18 protein-coding genes and 1 riboswitch are annotated in these 20,438 nt (G+C 49.0%); of the genes, 4 read left to right on the plus strand and 14 right to left on the minus strand.

Annotation, left to right across the window (positions count from 1 at the left end; all coding sequences use genetic code 11):
* Positions 1 to 3 precede the first annotated feature (3 nt).
* The 7 genes from HP567_RS00660 to HP567_RS00690 all read right to left on the minus strand — a co-directional run bounded on the left by HP567_RS00660 (position 4) and on the right by HP567_RS00690 (position 7,443).
* Positions 4 to 792: an energy-coupling factor transporter transmembrane component T gene (locus HP567_RS00660; protein WP_173610393.1), complete on the minus strand. Its 789-nt coding sequence runs from the start codon at positions 790 to 792 to the stop codon at positions 4 to 6.
* Between the two features lies 1 nt (position 793).
* Positions 794 to 1,609, minus strand: coding sequence for an energy-coupling factor ABC transporter ATP-binding protein (locus tag HP567_RS00665; protein WP_173610392.1), 816 nt, complete (start codon positions 1,607 to 1,609; stop codon positions 794 to 796).
* Entirely contained in the window at positions 1,606 to 2,448 is an 843-nt protein-coding gene (locus HP567_RS00670; protein ID WP_173610391.1) for an energy-coupling factor ABC transporter ATP-binding protein, read from the minus strand. The genes HP567_RS00665 and HP567_RS00670 overlap by 4 nt, the downstream gene beginning before the upstream one ends.
* On the minus strand, positions 2,445 to 3,050 hold the full coding sequence (locus HP567_RS00675) for a QueT transporter family protein (protein ID WP_173610390.1): 606 nt from the start codon (positions 3,048 to 3,050) through the stop codon (positions 2,445 to 2,447). Before HP567_RS00675 ends, HP567_RS00670 begins: the two co-directional genes overlap by 4 nt.
* Before the next feature lie 572 nt (positions 3,051 to 3,622).
* Complete coding sequence (locus HP567_RS00680) at positions 3,623 to 4,957, minus strand: APC family permease (RefSeq protein WP_173610389.1); 1,335 nt, start codon at positions 4,955 to 4,957, stop codon at positions 3,623 to 3,625.
* A 121-nt stretch (positions 4,958 to 5,078) separates the two neighbouring features.
* Complete coding sequence (locus tag HP567_RS00685) at positions 5,079 to 6,746, minus strand: glutamine--tRNA ligase/YqeY domain fusion protein (RefSeq protein ID WP_217367146.1); 1,668 nt, start codon at positions 6,744 to 6,746, stop codon at positions 5,079 to 5,081.
* Positions 6,747 to 6,825: 79 nt separating this feature from the next.
* Positions 6,826 to 7,443, minus strand: coding sequence for an SET domain-containing protein (locus HP567_RS00690; protein WP_173610388.1), 618 nt, complete (start codon positions 7,441 to 7,443; stop codon positions 6,826 to 6,828).
* A 253-nt stretch (positions 7,444 to 7,696) separates the two neighbouring features.
* Positions 7,697 to 7,785: riboswitch (cyclic di-GMP riboswitch) on the plus strand.
* 182 nt (positions 7,786 to 7,967) lie between these two features.
* On the opposite strand from HP567_RS00690, the gene ggt reads away from it, so the two are divergent.
* Both ggt and HP567_RS00700 read left to right on the plus strand, forming a co-directional pair.
* The gene (gene ggt, locus HP567_RS00695; RefSeq protein WP_173610387.1) at positions 7,968 to 9,686 is read left to right on the plus strand and encodes a gamma-glutamyltransferase; all 1,719 of its coding nucleotides are present in this window, start codon (positions 7,968 to 7,970) and stop codon (positions 9,684 to 9,686) included.
* A gap of 80 nt (positions 9,687 to 9,766) precedes the next feature.
* Positions 9,767 to 11,755 (plus strand): methyl-accepting chemotaxis protein, encoded by a 1,989-nt coding sequence (locus tag HP567_RS00700; RefSeq protein ID WP_173610386.1) that lies wholly within the window; start codon positions 9,767 to 9,769, stop codon positions 11,753 to 11,755.
* Positions 11,756 to 11,817: 62 nt separating this feature from the next.
* On the opposite strand, the gene HP567_RS00705 is transcribed toward HP567_RS00700, so the two are convergent.
* Genes HP567_RS00705 through HP567_RS00735 form a run of 7 tightly spaced genes read right to left on the minus strand, consistent with a single transcriptional unit; the run spans position 11,818 to position 18,052 of the window.
* Positions 11,818 to 12,537 (minus strand): glycerophosphodiester phosphodiesterase, encoded by a 720-nt coding sequence (locus HP567_RS00705; RefSeq protein WP_173610385.1) that lies wholly within the window; start codon positions 12,535 to 12,537, stop codon positions 11,818 to 11,820.
* A gap of 30 nt (positions 12,538 to 12,567) precedes the next feature.
* Positions 12,568 to 13,896 carry an ABC transporter substrate-binding protein gene (locus tag HP567_RS00710; RefSeq protein ID WP_173610384.1) on the minus strand — a complete coding sequence of 443 codons (1,329 nt, stop codon included), beginning with the start codon at positions 13,894 to 13,896 and terminating at the stop codon, positions 12,568 to 12,570.
* Positions 13,897 to 13,928: 32 nt separating this feature from the next.
* On the minus strand, positions 13,929 to 14,756 hold the full coding sequence (locus HP567_RS00715) for a carbohydrate ABC transporter permease (RefSeq protein WP_173610383.1): 828 nt from the start codon (positions 14,754 to 14,756) through the stop codon (positions 13,929 to 13,931).
* A gap of 26 nt (positions 14,757 to 14,782) precedes the next feature.
* The gene (locus HP567_RS00720; protein WP_173610382.1) at positions 14,783 to 15,739 is read right to left on the minus strand and encodes a carbohydrate ABC transporter permease; all 957 of its coding nucleotides are present in this window, start codon (positions 15,737 to 15,739) and stop codon (positions 14,783 to 14,785) included.
* Complete coding sequence (locus HP567_RS00725; protein ID WP_173610381.1) at positions 15,739 to 16,806, minus strand: ABC transporter ATP-binding protein; 1,068 nt, start codon at positions 16,804 to 16,806, stop codon at positions 15,739 to 15,741. The genes HP567_RS00720 and HP567_RS00725 overlap by 1 nt, the downstream gene beginning before the upstream one ends.
* A gap of 6 nt (positions 16,807 to 16,812) precedes the next feature.
* Complete coding sequence (locus HP567_RS00730) at positions 16,813 to 17,475, minus strand: HAD family hydrolase (RefSeq protein WP_173610380.1); 663 nt, start codon at positions 17,473 to 17,475, stop codon at positions 16,813 to 16,815.
* Positions 17,453 to 18,052, minus strand: coding sequence for a glycerol-3-phosphate responsive antiterminator (locus tag HP567_RS00735; RefSeq protein ID WP_173610379.1), 600 nt, complete (start codon positions 18,050 to 18,052; stop codon positions 17,453 to 17,455). The genes HP567_RS00730 and HP567_RS00735 overlap by 23 nt, the downstream gene beginning before the upstream one ends.
* A gap of 298 nt (positions 18,053 to 18,350) precedes the next feature.
* Here HP567_RS00735 and HP567_RS00740 point away from each other — a divergent pair, with 298 nt between their 5' ends.
* Together HP567_RS00740 and HP567_RS00745 are read left to right on the plus strand one after the other, a co-directional pair.
* Positions 18,351 to 20,075, plus strand: coding sequence for a SulP family inorganic anion transporter (locus HP567_RS00740; RefSeq protein ID WP_173610378.1), 1,725 nt, complete (start codon positions 18,351 to 18,353; stop codon positions 20,073 to 20,075).
* Between the two features lie 24 nt (positions 20,076 to 20,099).
* Positions 20,100 to 20,426, plus strand: coding sequence for an ArsR/SmtB family transcription factor (locus HP567_RS00745; protein WP_173610377.1), 327 nt, complete (start codon positions 20,100 to 20,102; stop codon positions 20,424 to 20,426).
* Positions 20,427 to 20,438 lie beyond the last annotated feature (12 nt).

Genomic DNA, 20,438 nt, shown 5'->3' on the forward strand with positions numbered 1-20,438 from the left:
TTACTAAATACGCCCCGGAATTAGTACGCCAATATGATCGGGATGCAACCTGGCGATGTAAAATAGTGCGGCGACGATGCATACACCGGCTACTAGTGTGATTACTTCCGTTTTTCTCCACCGTTTACTGCGGTAAAAACGATGCTGACTGTTACACATGCGAAAGCCTTTGGCATCCAATGCATTGGCGATCAATTGCACACGCTTGAGAGAATTGAAGATGAGCGGTACGAGCAAATAGCTGTACTTCCTGATGCGTTCTGGAACACTTCCTTCGCTCGTCGACATCCCTCGTACCATCTGCGCTTCCCGAATGATCGCCAAATCATTTTTGACGAGGGGGATAAAGCGAAAAATGAGCGAGAGCAAATAGCTGATCGGAAATGGAACGCCAATCCCGCGAAGTCCCATTGCGATTTCTCTGGGCGTTGTCGTAAACATATAATACATGGACAATAGTGCTACATTTGCCAATCGTAGTCCCATTCCCAATGCCCATAAGACACCGACATCCGTAATTTGCACGGGATAGTGGATCACCGGAATCGTGCTGCTCCAGTACGGAGTGCCTGCATTGGTAAACGGCAACCACGTAATCACAGCAAAGCACGAACCGATTCCACCAACCAATACATACGCCTTGATCATGGAGCGCTCCCAGCCCAGCTTGGCAATCAGTGCCATGTTTATCGCCAACAGAATGATAAGCGCGCGCGGGTCCTGGAATAAAAAAGGGAGCAAGCCCAGCAGCATAAATACAAGCAGCGCGTAGCTCGGATGGGCATTCTTCATCTTAGCTCCCCTCTCCCAGCAGCTGTTTTTTCATCGCTGTCAGCGTGAGTGGAATCGGGTCAAGGACACCCACCGCTTTCCCGAAACGATACATGGCAGGCGCTTCTACTTGGGCAGCAGCTAATACTTGCGGCTGCGAAAATACGTGCTGTGGGTCCCCGTCGCATAGCAGCTTTCCTTTATGCATAACGATCACTCGCTGGGCGTACTCCGCTACCAGACGCATATCATGCGTGATGACGATAATGGTATGGCCTTCCGCGTGTAAATGCCGTACCAACTCCATCATTTCCTGCATCCCTCGGTAATCGAGACCGGTCGTAGGCTCGTCCAGTACGATCACTTGCGGCTTCATCGCCAAGATCGAAGCCACCGCAATTTTTTGCCGCGTGCCTTTGCTCGAAAAATGAGGCTCTTTTTCGCCTTTGTCGGATAACCCCACTGCTGCCAACGCCTCCGCGACAGCTTGCTCAATCTTTTCAGACGGCCAGCCCATGTTTTTGGGCCCAAATGCTACCTCCGCCTTGATGGTCGAATGAAAGATTTGATGATCAGGATTTTGATAGCAATACGCCACGACTCTTGATAGTTGGGCAACATTCATCGTCTTGGTATCAAGACCATTCACTTTGACGGTACCCTGTGTCGGTTTGTATAAACCGTTACAATGCTTGGCCAACGTCGTTTTACCGGAACCATTTCCCCCGATGATCGCGACGAATTCTCCCTGTTTTAGTTGGAGCGAAACGCCATGCAGCACCGGCTTTTCTTTTTCATAGCCATACCAGACCTCATCGAATTCAATGACGGTAGTCACAGGCTTCCCTCCCGAACGAGCTTTCCTTCCTTGTAGTGGAGTGCCAGCTCCTCAACAGTCAGAGGCACACCAGCAGAGGAGGCCGACATGACGCCTCCCTGACATAGCTGGTGGTAGAGTCGGATGACGTCCGGGACCAATATACCATGCTCGTCCAACATGTCCACTTGGGCAAAAAATTGGCGAGTCGGCTGGTCCAATACGATTTTCCCCCCGGCAATCAGAATCATTCGGTCGCAAAAGGCCGCGAGCTCTTCCGTTGCATGGGACGATACCACAATCGTCATTTCTTTTTCCTGCTTCAGCCGTGAAAGGAGCGAGAAGACCTCCCGCGCTCCCACCGGGTCCAGCTCGGAAGTAGGCTCATCCAAAATGAGCACCTGCGGACTGTGGGAAAGAGCGGATGCAATTGCGACCCGCTGCTTTTCTCCCCCCGACAGCTCAAGAGGCGAACGATTAGCAAAGCCGTGCAAGCCGATCAGATCGAGTACTTCTTCCATTCTTTTTTCCATTCGCTCGTCCGACCAACCGGCATTCTCAAGCGAGAAAGCAAGCTCCTCTTCGACGGTCAGCCCGATGAACTGGGTTTCCGGATCTTGAAAGACGATGCCTTGCTCGCTTTTGGACTCGACACTCCCCACGAAGTGTCCGCCGTAGTTAGACGGAATCAGACCCGACATCGTCAATAGCAGCGTCGTTTTCCCTGCGGCAGCAGGCCCGACGATGCCAACCACTTCCCCTGGATAGAGCGCCAGATGAATGTCCGCTAACGCAGGCATTGCTCCCTCTTCATAGTGCCAATAGACTCCGTTTACTCGCAGCAATGGTTCTGTTTTCACCTTGCGATCCTGCTTTCATTTCCAAGATAGTTGAATTCCTGCAAGGGACGGCCTCGGTATAGTCCAGAGCGTTTCACAAATGGGTACAACAGCTTCAAGAGGATTGGCCCCAGAATCGCCGTTGAAATGGCTTGGTTCAAGAACACGGTTGGGATGTACCAGACCGCCACTTCTTTTGGTGTCAGACCCAGTGCCACGTTAATCAAAATCGCGCACGCTACCACAATCGAGCTGATAATGACAACAAACACGATGTATTGAAGGATGCTCCGCTTTGTTTTCAGTGCAGGGTGACTCACAGCGAGCAACCCGATAAAGCCTCCCATAAAATTAGAAAAGAAACCGACCGCGATCGCATGAGGCGGGGCGCTTCCGGTTAACAAATCACTGACCATATTTCCAAAGGCAAGGCCAATGCATCCCGGCAGGCCGAATAACATGCCAAATACGGGCTGAAGGGCATTGGCTGGACGGATCGGAACGGAAGGAATGAGCTTGATATTGGCAAGCATAATAATGGCAACAGCGTAGAGCGCGGCAGTGACGACAATCAGAACGTAATCTACTGTCGTCCATTTCCGCCGGAATAGAGTCGAAAACATCAGAATAAACCCTCCTCGTGTCAAGCGTTAATGTTTGGAATATTCCTGTAGCCAGTTTACTCTCTCTTTACTTGATCGTCTAGAAGAACGCCTTTGTTCTGGCTGTAGTGGTGGGGAGGAAACAGGAGAAAACGCTCAGATTCTAGGTCCACCCCCTGGGGGATTGACTGCCCGACTCCATGCAAAAAGCGAAACCGCGTCCAAAGTGGTCCAATCAGGATGTGTTTCAGAGGTGGACGCTTAAGGGCGTGTTTCGCTTTTTGCATTCCGTCTCGGTCGGTGTCCCTAAGATCTTCGCTTATTTCTCCTGTTTCCTCTGCGAGCTGTTTGGAGTCCCCTTGCATTAATTAGGGAGAATAAAAAAGAGAGAGAATCATTGTTCTCTCCCTCCTGAATCCACTTTCAAATATGATTTAAATCCCACGTTAGAAGAAGTGCATTTCCAGTCCAAGCGCCTCTGGAGCCCAGCGCTCCCGCCATTTATTCAGGAGCGGACAGTCAATCCCTCTTGCGGGGCGTAGGCCGAAGCGTAGACTGGAAATTCACTTCTTCCCCACTACAGCTACTCTCCTCTACTCCTCAAACCTCACCATTTCCAAGTTGGTTTTCTTGACCTTCACCAAATACAACAAATAGATCAGGCCGACAAAGGTCCAGAGCAAGCCGAGCATCATGGACGTTGCTTCCAGGTTGACCCACAAAAAGGCGATGAACGTTGTCCCGATGAGTGGAGACAGCACGAAGCCCCACCAATCTTTGATAGGCTTGTTCTTTTGTTTGCGGAAATAGTACGCCATTACGCTGATGTTCACAAAGCTAAAGGCGATCAGTGCACCGAAGTTAATAAAGGAAGTTGCCGTTAATAAATCCAAATACAGAGCGAACAGCATCAGTGCTCCGACCAGCAAGACGTTAAACAAAGGCGTTCTCAGCTTCGGATGTACATAACCGAACCAGCGTTTCGGCAAAAATCCATCTCGTCCCATTGCGTACAACAAACGCGTGACACTCGTGACGGATACAAGCCCGGAAGCGAGTGTAGAGGACAACGCCGCCGCCAAAAACACCAATTGAAAGATCGTCCCACCGATAAACAAAGCAATCTCCGCAGAAGCCGCTTCTGGATCAGACAATACCGAAACATCCGGAAATAATGATTGCATGAAATAAGATGCCGTAATAAACAACGCTCCTCCTGCGAGTGCCACAAGCATAATCCCGCGAGGAATCGTCTTTTCAGCATCGACGGTTTCCTCTGTGAGTGTGGTTACTGCATCAAAGCCCAGGAAGGAAAAGCAAAGAATCGACGCACCGGAAAGCAGTGCAATGACAGACATATCCGGTGACACAAATGGTCGCAGATTGAATACTTGCCCAAGACCGTCACCATGCATAAGACCACGGATTGCCAATCCTGCAAACAACAAGACGACCACGACTTGAAACAGCACCAAAATCGAGTTGACGGATGCAGTTACGGTTACGCGAAATACGTTTAGTCCCGTCACCAAAACAATGAAGCCAATAATCCACCACGCTGTCGATACATCAGGAAACACGGATGATAGGTATACCCCCGTCAACAAGGCGTTAATCATCGGTAAAAACAAATAGTCCAGCAAGGATGCCCAGCCTACCAAAAATCCTGCGTAGGGATGGATCGTTTGCTGCGTATACGTATACGCGGTCCCTGCTGAAGGGAATAGCCGTACCATCTTACCGTAGCTTGCCGCCGTAAACAGGATCGCAAGAAGTGTGACTGCATAAGCAGCAGGAACGTGCCCCCCCGTTTCTCCAGAAACAATGCCAAAGGTGTCAAAAACGGCCATCGGGGCCATGTAGCCCAGTCCAATTACGACAATATGCCGCAACTTCAAACTACGTGTTAGTTCTGCTCTCCCGTTCACTGCCTGTCCCCCTTTTTGTAACAGAATAATTATACACGCCGATTTATAATCACGAAAGAAAAAAGCGCTGCTGCACACGGGATCTCCATGCACAGCAGCGCTTGATTTATATGAGTATTTCCTATGCTTTTGGCAGTTCAAAGGAACTCTTCAACGATACAATCCGGTTGAATACGAGCTTATCATCAGTCGTATGCTTCGGATCGACATTGAAATAGCCATGACGGAAAAATTGATACTTGTCTTGTGGCTTGGTTTCTTTCATATTTGGCTCCACATAGCCTTGCAGCACTTCCAATGAATTCGGGTTAACGTTGTCGAGGAATGTACCCTCTGCGTCCTCATCATCCATAATCAATGGCTCGTACAAACGGAATTCAGCAGGAACTGCATTGGTCGCATCCACCCAGTGAATCGTCCCTTTTACCTTGCGACCAGTAAAACCACTGCCGCTCTTCGTCTCAGGGTCATAGGTGCAATGGATCTCGATCACGTTGCCGTCTGCATCCTTCACGACGTCATTGCATTTAATAAAGTACGCGTGCTTCAGACGCACTTCATTTCCCGGGAACAGGCGGAAATACTTGCTCGGCGGGTTTTCCATGAAATCGTCCTGCTCAATGTAGATTTCGCGGGAGAACGGAATTTGACGATTTCCCATCTCTGGGTTCTCTGGATTGATCTCCGCTTCGAGCATCTCGACTTGTCCTTCCGGATAGTTCGTGATGACGACCTTCAATGGATTCAATACAGCCATCGTACGTGGTGCCTTCAGCTTCAAGTCCTCGCGGATGAAGTACTCCAGCATTTTCTCGTCAACGGTGCTGTTCGCGCGCGCTACCCCTACTTCACGGGCGAATGTACGAATTGCTTCCGGTGTATAGCCGCGACGACGGAAGCCTGCGATGGTTGGCATGCGCGGGTCATCCCAGCCGTCTACTACATTCTCATCGACAAGCTGTTTCAGCTTGCGTTTACTCATAACGGTGTTCGTCAGGTTCAAGCGGGCAAATTCGTACTGGTGAGGCACATTCTCCATTTCGCACTCGCGGACTACCCAATCGTACAACGGGCGATGATCTTCGAATTCCAGTGAGCACAGAGAATGTGTCACGCCCTCAATGGCATCCTCCAACGGATGAGCGAAGTCGTACATCGGGTAGATGCACCATTTGTCACCTGTGTTGTGATGCGTTGCATGGGAGATCCGATACAGAACCGGATCACGCATGTTGAAGTTTTGAGAAGCCATGTCGATTTTCGCACGAAGCACCTTTTCTCCGTCCCTGAATTCCCCTTGGCGCATACGTGCAAACAGATCCAGGTTTTCCTCCACTGACCGGCTGCGGAACGGACTATCTGTGCCTGGCTCTGTCCATGTTCCGCGCATTTTCCGCATATCTTCTGGAGAAAGATCGTCTACGTAAGCCAGACCTTTTTTAATCAACAGCACCGCACGGTTGTACATCTCTTCAAAGTAATCAGATGCAAAAAACAACCCGTCCCATTCGAAGCCAAGCCATTGAACGTCCCTTTTGATGGCCTCTACGTATTCGATGTCTTCCTTCACCGGGTTCGTATCGTCAAAACGCAGGTTGGCCTTGCCGGAGAATTCTCGAGCCAACTCAAAGTTGAGGCAGATCGCTTTTGCATGTCCAATATGGAGATACCCGTTCGGTTCTGGGGGAAAGCGGGTAATGATTTCCTTTACTTTGCCCTCTTGCAAGTCATCAATCATGATATTGCGGATAAAATTGGATGCCGCTACCTTGTTTTCCAATGAAATCAACCTTTCACTTCACCTTTACATTCCATAATACTGATTCTCTACCCAGAGTTCAACAAAATCGGGTCGTTGACCGACCCGCTCACGTCTCCCATTGCTGCCTCGTTTGCCATTGTGACCTGCAATACAGGTGAACGACAGAATCAATGGCTAAGCGCTGCTCCGTGATTCCACGAATCGTTTCGAGATGCTTCGGGGAAATGAGATGTAGCAAAGGCTGTTCAACATGATTGAAACGTTGGAATGCTTCCGCTGCAATCCGATCCCACTGCGGGTAATACCGAAGCAAATCATCAGGCATTACGCGGGAGCGTTCCGTGTCAGACTCGGGCAAACAATCAAAAGGTTCATCCAAATTTAACGTTCCGTAATCATCGGTCAGCTCTTCGCCCGGTAAAATATCCCGTGCTGCCAATTCCATATCATACATGGTCGGCACACAATTCGCATGAAAGCTGTGGTTCACGTACCTTGCCTTATCCCAGCAAAGAATGTACTTTCCGAACTGGTTCTTAAACGAATATTTTTGTACGTCCTGTTTTCGTAATGAGTCAAGTCTTTCCACAAATGCAGGGTCCAATACCTGATCCAAATCATCCTGTGCCCATACAATCGTTCCTTTTGGGATAAACCTTGTCGCAAACACACCGTACCCGATCTCATCGTTGATATAGCGCAATTCTGTATCGGGATGCATCATGGTCTTTGTTTCACTCCTTGGCGAATGTGCCTTTTTATCATCATAAGCAGTTCTGCCCCAGGAGGTGTGTGAATGTATGCGAAAAACAACCTTTCCTATAGCATTCCTGACTATTTTTCTGGATTAAAATATTTTTTCTTATTTACCACAAATGGTAAATAGTCTATATTATTGGCAAACGGACTTTTAGGAACATTTTCCCACAACGATCGAATCACTATTTGTGTCATGTCATTTTATGTTTCACCCATTGATATCGAAACGGCATACCCGGGGAAATCCGGCGACGCAAAGCTACAGGGGCTACCTCCGCAACAGCGGACACGCTTGCCAGCTACCGAAGTATTGATGTAGGACGAGACCAATGATCCTATATCATTGGTCTTTTTTTGCGCGCGCAATGTCTATTTTTGTCTATTTTTGTATGTTTGTGTATTTTTAACTTTTAAAGGAGGTGAGGCAACAGCGGATAGCCGGTTTAATGAAATCATTATTCTATTCATCATGAAGGAGGTTTCATAGGAATGTCATTCTTGAAGAAACTCTCGACCGTCGCGCTGACTGCTGTCATCGGGCTATCAACATTCTCTGGGGCACAAGCTGCTAACCGTCCAACATCGATGTCACCGAACGCTATGGTGACGACTCCTCACTATCTGGCTACGGCTGCGGCCCTGAAGACATTGGAAGACGGTGGAAACGCAGTAGATGCTGCTATTACAGCCGCTTCCACCTTAGCTGTTGTCTACCCTCATTACACAACCATTGGCGGAGATAACTTCTGGCTCATCTACAATGCCAAAACAAAAGAGCTGAAGGCACTGAACGGCAGTGGTCGTGCAGGCGAAAAGGCAACCATCGACTATTACAAAGGCAAAGGCTACGAAAAAATCCCGTCCCGCGGTTATGAATCGGCAAACACTGTCCCTGGAGTTGTCTCCGGCTGGTGGGAGGCGTACAACTACGCCCATAAAAAAATGGGCAACAGCAAGCTTCAATGGAACAGACTGCTGGAGCCTGCCATTGGATACGCCGAAAACGGATATCCAGTCTCCCCCAACCAAGTGTATTGGACAAAATACGCGACAGATCCAACTGACAATGACTTGAAGAATCTTCAACGTTTTGATGGATTCCGTAAAACATTCCTGAAGCCCAACGGCGATCCTTATGCAGCAGGCGAAATTCTCAAACAAAAGGACCTTGCCAATACTTTGCGAATCATTGCGAAAAAAGGCGCTGACGGTTTTTATAAAGGAGAAGTTGCTAAAAAAATCGTAGCAGACATGCAAGCCAACGGCGGATTGCTCACGTTGAAAGATTTTGAGAAGCATACCTCCACTTGGGCAGATCCTATTACGGTAGACTACCGCGGATACAAAGCATACAACGTTCCGCCTAACTCCCAAGGCATGGCATCACTCTCCATTCTTAATGTTTTGAATAACTTTGACCTTAAGAGCATGGGTGAAGGAACACCCGATTACTATCACACGATTGTGGAAGCTACCAAACAGGCTTTTGCTGACCGCGACAAATGGCTGACTGACCCAGCCTTTGCGGATATCCCTGTAGATGAGCTGTTGTCCAAGCAGCATGGGAAAGATTTAGCTGCGCGTATTGATATGAAGCAAGCAGCCAAATCCGTAGAACCGCTTGATCCAAAAGGCGATACAACCTGGTTCGGGATCGTCGACAAAGATGGAAATGCCGTGTCCATCATTCAGAGTCACTATTTTGACTGGGGTTCCGGCATCGTAGCGAAAGATACGGGTGTCCTTTTGCAAAACCGCGGAAGTTATTTCTCTTTGGATTCCAAACACATCAATCACTTGGAACCAGGCAAACGCACCTTCCACACAATTAACCCAGCGATGCTCTTCAAAGGGGACAAGCCTTATCTCCTTTACGGAACACAAGGGGGAGAAGGACAGCCGCAAACGCAAGCCGCTCTCGTCACACGTATTGTCGACTTTGGTTTCAGCGTGCAAGACGCAATTGAAGCGCCAAGATGGCTGCATGGACGCAACTGGGGATCTGCTTCCAACAATCTCAAGGTGGAAAGCCGCATCCCTCAAGAAGTCCTGGACGAGCTCATTAAACGTGGGCATCCAGTCGAAAAGCTGGAAGCAGCTTATACCGACGCGATGGGACAGTCCGGCGCAATCCTGATTGACCCGCAAACCAATGTAAAATTTGGCGGTGCTGACCCTCGCGGTGAAGGCGCTGCAATGGGCTATTAATATTTTGTCAGACTGCTGAGTAAATCTCAGCAGTCTACCTGTTTCTATTTTGCATTCACGGATTAGGAGTGGAAAAACCTATGTTTTTGTTCAACAAGCTCAGGAACAAAATGATCCTTTGGTTTCTCATCGTGGCTGTCATTCCACTTACTGCCGTTTCTTTGTTTATCACGAACAGCTTTTCATCCATTTTGATTGATAAACAAAAATCATCCTATGTTGACCTTACTTCCAGTACAGCCATAGCTATGGATCAATATCTGGACCGGCGTATGACAGAAATTCAAATTTTAGCCCGCACCTCGGATATTCAATCCGATGATTCCGCGGCAAAAAACGAATTCATCCGCAAGTTTACCGAGGAAATGAAACTGTATGACGGGAATACGTTTATCGCAAGCGATGGAAAAGTAACGGCTGATACGTTCCCCAAAAGCGTTGGAATCAATCTTGGCGAGCGCCAATTCTTCAAAGACGGTATGCAGGACAAGCCTAGCTTCTCCGATGTTCTTGTTGCAAAGACAACCGGCAATCGCTCTATCATCGTCGCTTCCCCTGTAAAAACGAAAAACAATGAGAAGCTCGGTGTCTTGACCGGGCTCGTCAATGTAGATGACTTCACAGCTACCTTTCTCAAAGATTTGAAAGTAGGCAACGATGGTTATCCGATTCTCGTTGATAACAAGGATCAAATTCAGTACCATCCTACCCAGGATCTGATCGGAAAACCCCTTGAGGAATCCGCTCTGCCGCAACCATTAATGGAAATCCTTAAATCAGGAAAAACGGAAAAGGGCTCATACAGCTACTCGGACAACGGCAAGGAATACGTTGTCACCTACTCCCCCATTCCCAAGACCAACTTTGGTTTGTATCTGCATATCCCTGTCGAGTCCATAACGTCTGCGGTTTCATCCGTTACTACCATGGTTAGGATCATTGTCATCGTTGTTGTCGCTGTCGTGACCGCAATCGCATACGCTGTTTCCCGACAAATCTCACGCCCTATTGCGGCAGTTGCCTCCGTGGCTAACCGCATTTCCGAGGGTGAATTGACTGTACAACCCCTGCAAATTCGAACCAAGGATGAGGTTGGACAGCTATCCCAATCAGTAAACACAATGGTGCTCAACCTGCGAACGATTATTCAACAAGTAAATGATACAGCTTCAGATCTGGCTTCTTCCGCAGAGGAATTGTCGGTCAACGCCGACCATACGAGCAAGGCTACCGAGCAAATCGCCATAACGATTCAGGAAGTAGCTTACGGTGCGGAAAAACAAGTGAAGAGTGTAGAGGAAAGTGTCACCGCAATTCAAGGCGTATCGACAGGGGCTCAGCAAGTTGCCACGAATGCACAGCAAGCTGCCGAATCAGCTTTGGGGGCTTCCCAAATTGCAGTGGAAGGCAATCAGGCCCTTCAGGTCGTTATCAGCCAAATGCAATCGATTGAGAACACGGTCGGCAACATTGCCGATATCGTCAAACGATTAGGAAACAGCTCACAGGAAATCGGACAAATCGTACAAGTCATCACCGCCATAGCTGAACAAACAAATCTGTTAGCGCTAAACGCAGCGATTGAAGCGGCGAGAGCTGGTGAACAGGGACGGGGATTCGCCGTTGTGGCAGACGAAGTGCGCAAATTGGCTGAGCAGTCCGCACAATCCGCGCAACAGATCAAACTGTTGATTACGACGATTCAGCTCGAATCAAACCAGGCTGTCCTTTCGATGGAACAGGGCACCAAAGAGGTCGCCACCGGACTTACGGTCGTTAACAATGCAGGCAAGTCCTTCGAACAGATCCAGGATGCTGTCACGCAGGTGGCAAGCCAAATTCAAGAAGTAAAAGCTTATTCCGAGCAAATGTCTTTTGGCACCAAACAGGTGGTAGAATTGGTCACTGTCATTGAAGAAGTAGCGGAGAATTCTGCTGACGGAACACAAAGCGTGTCGGCCGCCACAGAAGAACAGCTGGCAGCTATGGAAGAAGTCAGTTCGTCAGCTACTTCTTTGGCAAGAATAGCCGAAGAACTGCAATCTCATGTAAGCAAATTCAAGATATAGTCCAAACAAGAAAAAAGGAAAGCCGCCTTGCATGTCGCTCGGCGGCTTTTTCCTGCTTGTGCTTATACAAACTCCCACATCCGGTCAGGATGGTTCGTGCAAATTTGAACCTGAGGATGCCACGAAATAACTTCGCGGATATGCTTCGGATCATCCAGCGTCCACGCGATGACTTTGAAACCTTTTTCAATAGCAGCTACTGCTAGCTCTCTATTCAGGAACGGATAACCCATGGAGAGGATCGTAGCACCTGCTGCCTCCATCTGTTCCAGCATGAGTACAGGGCGACCATATACAATCAGGCCTGTCTGCACTTCTTGATCGAGCGTGCGAACGTGACGAATCAAATCGTGGTCAAATGAAGTCAGGCACACCTCTTGCTTCATTCCATGCTTTTCTACAAGCGCGAGCACCTTTTCCGCGATACCCGGGTACATGTCACTTGTTGCTTTCAACTCGATATTTAACATGCAGCGACCTTTTACTGCGATCAGCACTTCCTCTAGTGTAGGGATTCGCTCGCCCGCAAACTTGTCGCCAAACCAGCTCCCTGCATCCAGCTCACGCAGCTCTGCCAAGGTATGATCCATGACCAGACCGCGGCCATTGGTCGTGCGTTCCAGCGTAAAGTCATGAATCAGCACCGGAACACCGTCACGCGTCAGTTGAACATCAATTTCCATTGCTTTGATAGCTGGCTCTGCCAAAGCCAGTCGAATCGCTGTCATTGTATTCTCCGGGGCTTTACCTGACCACCCGCGATGTGCCATACAAATGTTCATTTCGCCAGCTCCTCTATCATTTCGTTTCTGTTATTTTTTCAAAAGCTTGCTGCCTTTTTCCGTCGCCGCCTGCATCGCTTCATCTACAGTCGCTTGGCCAAGCATCGCACGCTGCAGTTCTTTTTGAATCACATCCTGCAATTCCTTGTAGCCTGGAGCCATCGGACGAGGATAGCCGTATTGCAACTGATCTACCGCGACCTTGAAGTTTGGCTCTTTTTCATAGAATGCCTTCATTTCAGCCGAATCGATAGCTTCTGTCGTAACAGGCATATAACCGGAAGCGATGGACCACGGAACTGTCTGCTCAGTATCGGTCATCCACTTCATGAACTCCCACGCTGCTTTTTTCTCTGCATCGGTCGACTTCGCCAGCATCACGAGATTCGCACCGCCCGTTGGCGTACCAAACGTTTTATTGGCTGGCAAGAAAGCTGCACCCATGTCAAATTTGGCATTTTTCTTCAATTCCGTCAAGGAACCTGTCGAGGTAAAAATCATGCCCACTTTTTGATTCAGGAAGTCTTGCTCCGCTACATCCCACGCATTGTAGTTCTCTCCTGGAGGGTTTTTCATGATGCCTTCCTTCACCATTTTGAACCAGAGCTCAAGTGGTGCTTTTCCTGCTTCGTTGTTGATCGTCAGCTCCTTGCCGTTCTCGCTCAGGATGTTGCCCCCGCCTTGGAAAACAAGCGCTTCGTAGAACCAGATATCAACAGGTGTTGAGAAGCCGTACCGGGTAATTTTGTCTCCTTCTTTTTTGCTCAGCTTTTGCGAGAAGCTGACCAGCTCATCCCATGTTTTCGGACCGTTTGAATCAAGTCCTGCTTCTTTTAGCATATCGCGGTTGATGTACAGCAATGGAGTGGAGCGGTTAAATGGTACTGCGTACAGTTTGTCATTCCAATAAGAGTTTTTCATGAGACCTGGAATGTACTTCTTCTCATCCCCTTGGGAGTAGGGCGTCAAATCTTCCAAAACTTTTGCATCCGCAAATGCCGCGATCGAAGCGATCTCGACCATCGTGACATCTGGATTGTTGCCTGCTGCCACAGATGCCAGTACTTTGGAGTGGTTCTCTTGATACGCACCTTGGTAGGCCGGTTTGACGATAATATCTTTATGTGTTTCATTGAATTTTTTGACCATATCCTCAATTGTTTTCCCACGAACGCCACCCAACGCATACCAGAAATCAATTTGGACAGGGCCGCTGGATGCTGTAGACGCTGCTGGCTGGGAAGTGCTTCCTGCACTTGCAGACTGATCTTTACTAGATGATCCGCAACCAGCCAAAACTCCTGACAAACCGATAGTCAATGCACATAGAATCGTTCCAGTCTTTTTCAATGAAAACATGTTTTGATTTCCTCCCTAAGAGCTCTCTTTTATTATTTGGATTGATAGATGAACGCTTTGATAATATGCCGTTGTGCCACGAAGAAAATCACGAGAATCGGTAGAATGAGAATCATGTTGCCCGCCATCATGACGTTCCACAAGGTTCCGCCGTCGGACATGTGCAAGCTGGATATTCCGATCGGCAAGGTGCGCACCTCGTCGCTGTTGGTCATAATCAGCGGCCAGAAATAGTCGTTCCAGTGGTAAATAAAGCTGAATAGTCCGAAAGTGACCAGCACTGGCTTCGCCATCGGCACCATGATCGTCCACATGATTTTCCATTCGGACGCGTTATCCAGACGTGCTGCCTCGATCACTTCATCGGGCACCTGCATGAATGCTTGCCTGAGCAGGAAGATTCCGAAAGCACTGGCTGCGTACGGCAGGATCAGCGACCACAGCGTGTTGACGAGTCCCCAGCCGCTCAATTGCACGTAGATCGGCAAAAAGATGACTTGTCCCGGAATCATCAAAACAATCAAGACAAGACCAAACAACAGATTGCGACCGGGAAACTTGTAGCGTGCAAAAGCGTAAGCCGCAGGCACCGCCGTCAAAAATTGCAGGATCAAAATCCCTACTGCAACCAGAATGCTGTTCCACGTAAACATAAGGAACGGACCTGATTCCCACGCTTGAGCGAAGTTGCTCCACTCCCACGTCTCAGGCAAAAGCGTCGGGGGAAATTGCCGGACCTCCGGCATCGTTTTGAAAGCCGTCGATGCCATCCACAGAAACGGGAACACAAACAGGAAAGCCACAACCAAAAGCCCAATCCATTCCACGGTCTTGCGTGAAGCCAAAACCACTCGATACATGCTCCTCCTCCTTTCTCATGAGTTCATCAGCGATAATGCACGCGCTTGGACATCACCAGGAAATGCAAAGCTGTTAAAATCCCTACCAGTATCAGCAAAATGACAGAGGCGGCCGAAGCAATCCCGCCATTGTAGAAGTCCATTCCTTGCTCGTAAATGTAGTAGACAAGCATGTTCGTACTATTGATTGGACCACCCTGTGTCATAATGGCAATCGTGTCGAACGCTTGGAAGGATGAGATCGTATTGATAATGAGCAAAAAGAAAATCGTCGGTGACAGCATCGGTATCGTAATCCGTCTCAGCGTCCGCCACCACGGCGATTGATCGAGCGCTGCTGCCTCGTATATATCGCCCGGAATGCTTTGCAAGCCTGCAATGAAAATGAGCGTGTTATAGCCGACACCTTTCCAAATGCTGACGATAATCAGTGACAGCAAGGAGCTTTTCGGATCAGTCAGCCATGTATACGCAGGCAGTCCGACCGCTTCCAGTCCTGCGTTCAAGAGGCCAAACTGCGGGTCCATCAGCCACATCCACAGCATCGAGACGGATACCAGCGAAATGATGTGAGGACTGAAAACAGTCGCCTGAATAATGCCGTACACCTTTGCCTTTTTGTTCAGCCATAGGGCAAGCAAGAAAGATAGCGTCAAGCCGACCCCCACTGTCGCAATGGTAAAGACCGCGGTATTTCCCAATACTTGATGAAAATCTCCGTCCTTCATCAAGTCCTGATAGTTTTGCAAGCCTACCCATTCCATTTGCTCCAGATTGATCAATGACCAGTCCTGAAAGCTCAAATAAATGATCGAGCCAATCGGGTAAAAGAAGAACAGGGCAAAGCAAATCAATGCGGGTGCCAGATACAAGTACGGACGCAGCCGGGATGCGAGGTCAGACCATGCAAATGCCTGTGAACGCACTTCTTTTTTCGACTGGCTTACACCCGGCAACTCCTGTACAGTTGCCGCTTTTCGCATCAGCTATCCCCTCCTGCGCGTGTCGATACAGGCACTCGTCCACTCATGCGACCCACTCGTTTTCCGCTCCCTTTTTCAAACACATAGATGTATTCCCACGGTACAGTAACCGTGACCGAGGAGCCGACCTGCATCGCTACCTCCGAGTCCGCTTTGACGATGACCCTGCCTTTTTCCGTCTCCACGTGAAGGAGCGTGTCTGAGCCGAGAATTTCCCTGGATACGACCTGACCGCGTGTGTTCCACATCTCTTCGCTCGTGATGGCTGGGACAGCAGCAGGCAACAGCACTGCTTTTTCCGGGCGGAATCCCCATACGTGTTCACTCTTGCCCTCCGCAGAAACAATGTTCATCGGCGGAGAACCGATAAATTGGGCAACAAACAGATTTTCCGGCTCCTGATACAAATCCATCGGGCTCGCTACTTGCATAATGTGTCCGTCATTCATGACGACGATCTGATCGCCCATAGTCATCGCCTCTACCTGATCATGTGTCACGTAGATGAAGGTGCTGCCGAGCTGCTTGTGCAGGCTCGTCAACTCCACACGCATCTGATTTCGCAGCTTCGCATCGAGATTGGAGAGGGGTTCGTCCATCAGGAAGACCTTTGGCTTTTTCACCATGGCCCGCGCGAGTGCGACACGTTGCCTTTGACCTCCGGAGAGCTGAGATGGCTTGCGCTTGAGATAATCGGATAGCCCGACGATTTCCGCGATCTCCTCTACCAGCACCTGACATTCCTTTTTCGACGTTCCTCGGTTTCTCAATCCATAGGCGATATTGTCGTACACATTCATCGTTGGGTAGAGGGCGTAATTTTGAAAAACCATCGCAATATCACGCTTGCCAGGTGGCAATTGGTTCACCGTTTGATCACCGATTATGATTTTGCCGTCCGTCACTGTTTCCAAGCCAGCGATCATCCTGAGTGTGGTTGATTTCCCACAGCCGGACGGACCTACCAGAACCGTAAAGGAGCCGTCTGGAATGACCAAATCCAATCCTTTGACCACGCTTTGATTCTGAAAGGCTTTCGTTACCTGCTCCAACACCACACGTGCCATCTGTTTTCATTTCCCTCCTTGTGCTTTTGCGGCCAGCATTTCCATAACAAATGTCTCAAAATCGGCGTAGCGGTAATCCGGAGAAGCGTAGGGCCATTTCTCTTGTCCGTACCACTCCAGCACGACAGATTGCACACCCGCTCCTACCGCAGCCAGTACGTCATAACGACTGTCGCCGATCATCATGGCTTGCTCGGGACGTTTACCAAGTGCCCCCAGCGCTTTTTGTACAGGCTCAGCCGACGGCTTGCCTCGTGATACATCATCGACGGTGACGATGGCCTCAAACAGATGCTCAATCCCCGCCATCTCCAGACCAGCCAATGTAAACTCCCGTTGCTTGTTCGTGACGATCGCCATCGCAAAGCCCGCCGCCTTTAGCTTTTCCAACCCTTCGCGAACAAACGGAAACAGTTTGACGTGTTCTTCATGATGCTCCCGTACATAGGCGAAGTATCTTTGTAGCACTTCCTTTTTGTCAGGGACGCCTGCTGCTGTAGCAACTGCCGCCAAAAAATCATCAAACGATTCACCAAAACGCGCGAGAAGCTCTTCTCTGCTAAAATGTCCCGGTGCATACTGCTCAGCCGTAAAAGCAACGGCATCCACGACCGCATCCCGACTGTCCAGCAAGGTCCCGTCCAAATCAAATAACAACGCTTGAATCAAGGTTCTTACACTCCTTCCACAGCAGCGGATTTCCGACTGAAACAGCTGTCGCTCCATGCTTTAATACTTCCTCCATCTGTTCTTGCTTGCGAATCAGCCCACCAGAAATGATCGGGGTATCGATCACACTTCGAAATTCTTCGATAAACTCCGGCAGCAAACCAGGCATCAGCTCAACAGCGTCAGGCTGTGTATCTTGCAGGGAGGTTAAGCCTGATTTAATCGAGTCGCTATCCACCAAAAACAAACGCTGAATCGTCAGCAGGCCTTGCTTTTTCGCCAGCTTGACCAGGGTGTTGCGCGTAGTGACGATCCCGTCTGGCTTGACGTAATGCGCGAGAAATGCGATGCCTTCCCGGTCATGACTGATTCCGCCAATCCGCTCCAAATGAAGAAATACAGGGATATTTTTCGACTTGAAATAATCCACGTAGCCTTTGATCACACCAATGTTGCCAATCGAGAGTACCGCAGCACTCAAATTTGCCTCTGCCGCTTTTTCCAGGTGCTTCGCTTCTTTTACGGAAGCGATTAGCTTGTACTTTGCCAGTCTTGCACGAAACTGTTCCTGGTTCACTCGCTTACGCCTCCTTATGCCCAAGACAAAAAACCCTACGACATGACAATGCCAAAGAACTCTCGATGAAAGTGCTTGGAAAGGCTGTCGGGGGTTTCTCCATGGCTCCAACCGAAGGGATGTGTTCACTTGTTACTTTGAATGGTACTGTACGAGCGTTAAGGAATCTTGAAGCAATTATTAATAAACGGAAAAGTTCATGTAAGGATTGGAATTGACGGAATGGAAGAGCGGATGTATGATCCATCTATATTCAAATAATCAAATATTCGAAAATACGAAAAGAAGGGTTGCAATCATGAAGTGGGCACCAAGATTCGAAGGCTACAATCTTGTTTCCTTTCGAAAAGACTGTGTATCAGGAGTAATCGTCGGTATTATCGCGATACCATTGGGGATGGCATTTGCTATCGCCTCCGGAGTAAAGCCTGAGTACGGAATTTACACGACCATTATCGCCGGGATTTTGATTTCTCTATTTGGCGGTTCCCGCTATCAAATCGGTGGACCTACTGGTGCTTTTATCCCGATATTATTTGCAATCGTCATGCAATACGGTTATGCAGACTTGCTCCTCGCTGGATTCATGGCAGGGATTCTCCTTGTTCTCATGGGGGTTCTACGGCTGGGAGGGCTGATCAAATTCATTCCGCGCCCCGTCATCATCGGATTTACTTCGGGGATTGCCGTTATCATTTTCTCCGGTCAAATTGCCAACTTTCTCGGCCTGGAGCAGTTGCAGAGACATGAAGATTTTCTGTCCAATATGAGGGAAATCGTCCTTCATCTGAACACGATTAATCTATACAGCGTAGCCATTGCTATTTTGAGTCTCGCCCTTATTTTGGTGACTCCCCGATTCATCCGTAGCATACCGGCCTCTCTCGTTGGTCTCGTAGTCTCCAGTGTCGTTTCCGTCCTCTTTTTGGAAGGGAAGGTAGCGACGATTGGCTCCACCTTTGGAGAGATACCAAGTGCATTACCCGGCTTTCATTTTCCTGAAATCACATGGGAACGTGTCCAAAAGTTACTGAGTCCAGCCCTGATCATTGCTATACTAGGAGCGATAGAGTCTTTATTATCTGCCGTCGTCGCCGATGGGATGACACGCAGTCGCCACAACAGCAACCGTGAATTAATCGGCCAAGGGATTGCCAATATCGTGACTCCGTTATTCGGGGGAATTCCTGCTACTGGCGCGATTGCGAGAACAGCCACCAACATTCGAACCGGAGCAACCTCCCCCATGTCTGGCATCATTCATGGTCTGGTCGTTTTGCTCATCCTCGTGCTGTTCGCCCCTTATGCTTCGCATATTCCGTTGGCGAGTATGGCGCCGATCTTGATGCTGGTTGCCTGGAATATGAGTGAGCGCAAGGAATTTGCCCACATGTTCAAAGTAAAGACGAGCGATTCTCTTGTACTGGTGCTCACCTTCCTTTTGACCGTTTTCACCAATTTAACCGTTGCTATTGAAGTGGGATTGGTGCTATCTATCCTGTTGTTTGTCAAACGAACGCGCGATAGCTTGCGGGTAGCTCAGGTACTGCCTGATCCCTCGTCCAACCACGACAAAGTCATGCCGCATATGGTGACCGAGGAGCATGATTGCCCGCAAATCAGCATTTTCACGATTGAGGGCCCACTCTTTTTCGGGGATGCCGACTTGTTTGAAAGCTCCCTCACGCAAACCCTTCAGCGACAACCAAAGGTGTTGCTGCTGCGGATGGGAAAAGTCCCTCTGATGGACATGACTGGGGAAGCGAATTTGTCCAGGATTGTGAAACAATGTATGGACCAAGGAACAACAGTCCTTATTTCAGGAATCCAATCTGGCCCCAAGAAAATCTTGCAGCGTACGGGACTATATGGCCTCGTAGGCGAAGCTCACTTTTTTACTCATACTGGGGACGCGATAGCGTATGCCCTTAGTCTACTTGACACTGGGAAGTGCCTCGGATGCAAGCATTTTGCCTTTCGCGAATGCACGCGCCTGTCCGCTCCTACTGAAACTTCCACATGATGTTACGATCGGAGGAACCTATCATTGAATTTGGAACTACAGCAATTTAAAGCGAATTTTTTCAAGGCGTTGGGTCATCCCCTGCGGATTCGGATTCTGGAGTTGCTGGTGGAAGGAGATAAGAATGTAAACGAGCTTCAGACACTCATCGGGAGTGAAGGCTCCGCTGTTTCCCAACAGCTCGCCATTTTGCGGAACAACAATATCGTGTACGGAACAAAGGACGGAAACAAAGTCACTTACTCGCTGCGTGATCCGATGATTATTGAGCTGTTGAGTGTGGCGAGACAGATTTTTAACAATCATTTGATTGATACGATCTCGATGCTGGATCGGTTTAACGAGGAATAGTCGCTTTGGTTT

The sequence above is a fragment of the Brevibacillus sp. M2.1A genome (assembly GCF_013284355.2).
Lineage (GTDB): Bacteria > Bacillota > Bacilli > Brevibacillales > Brevibacillaceae > Brevibacillus.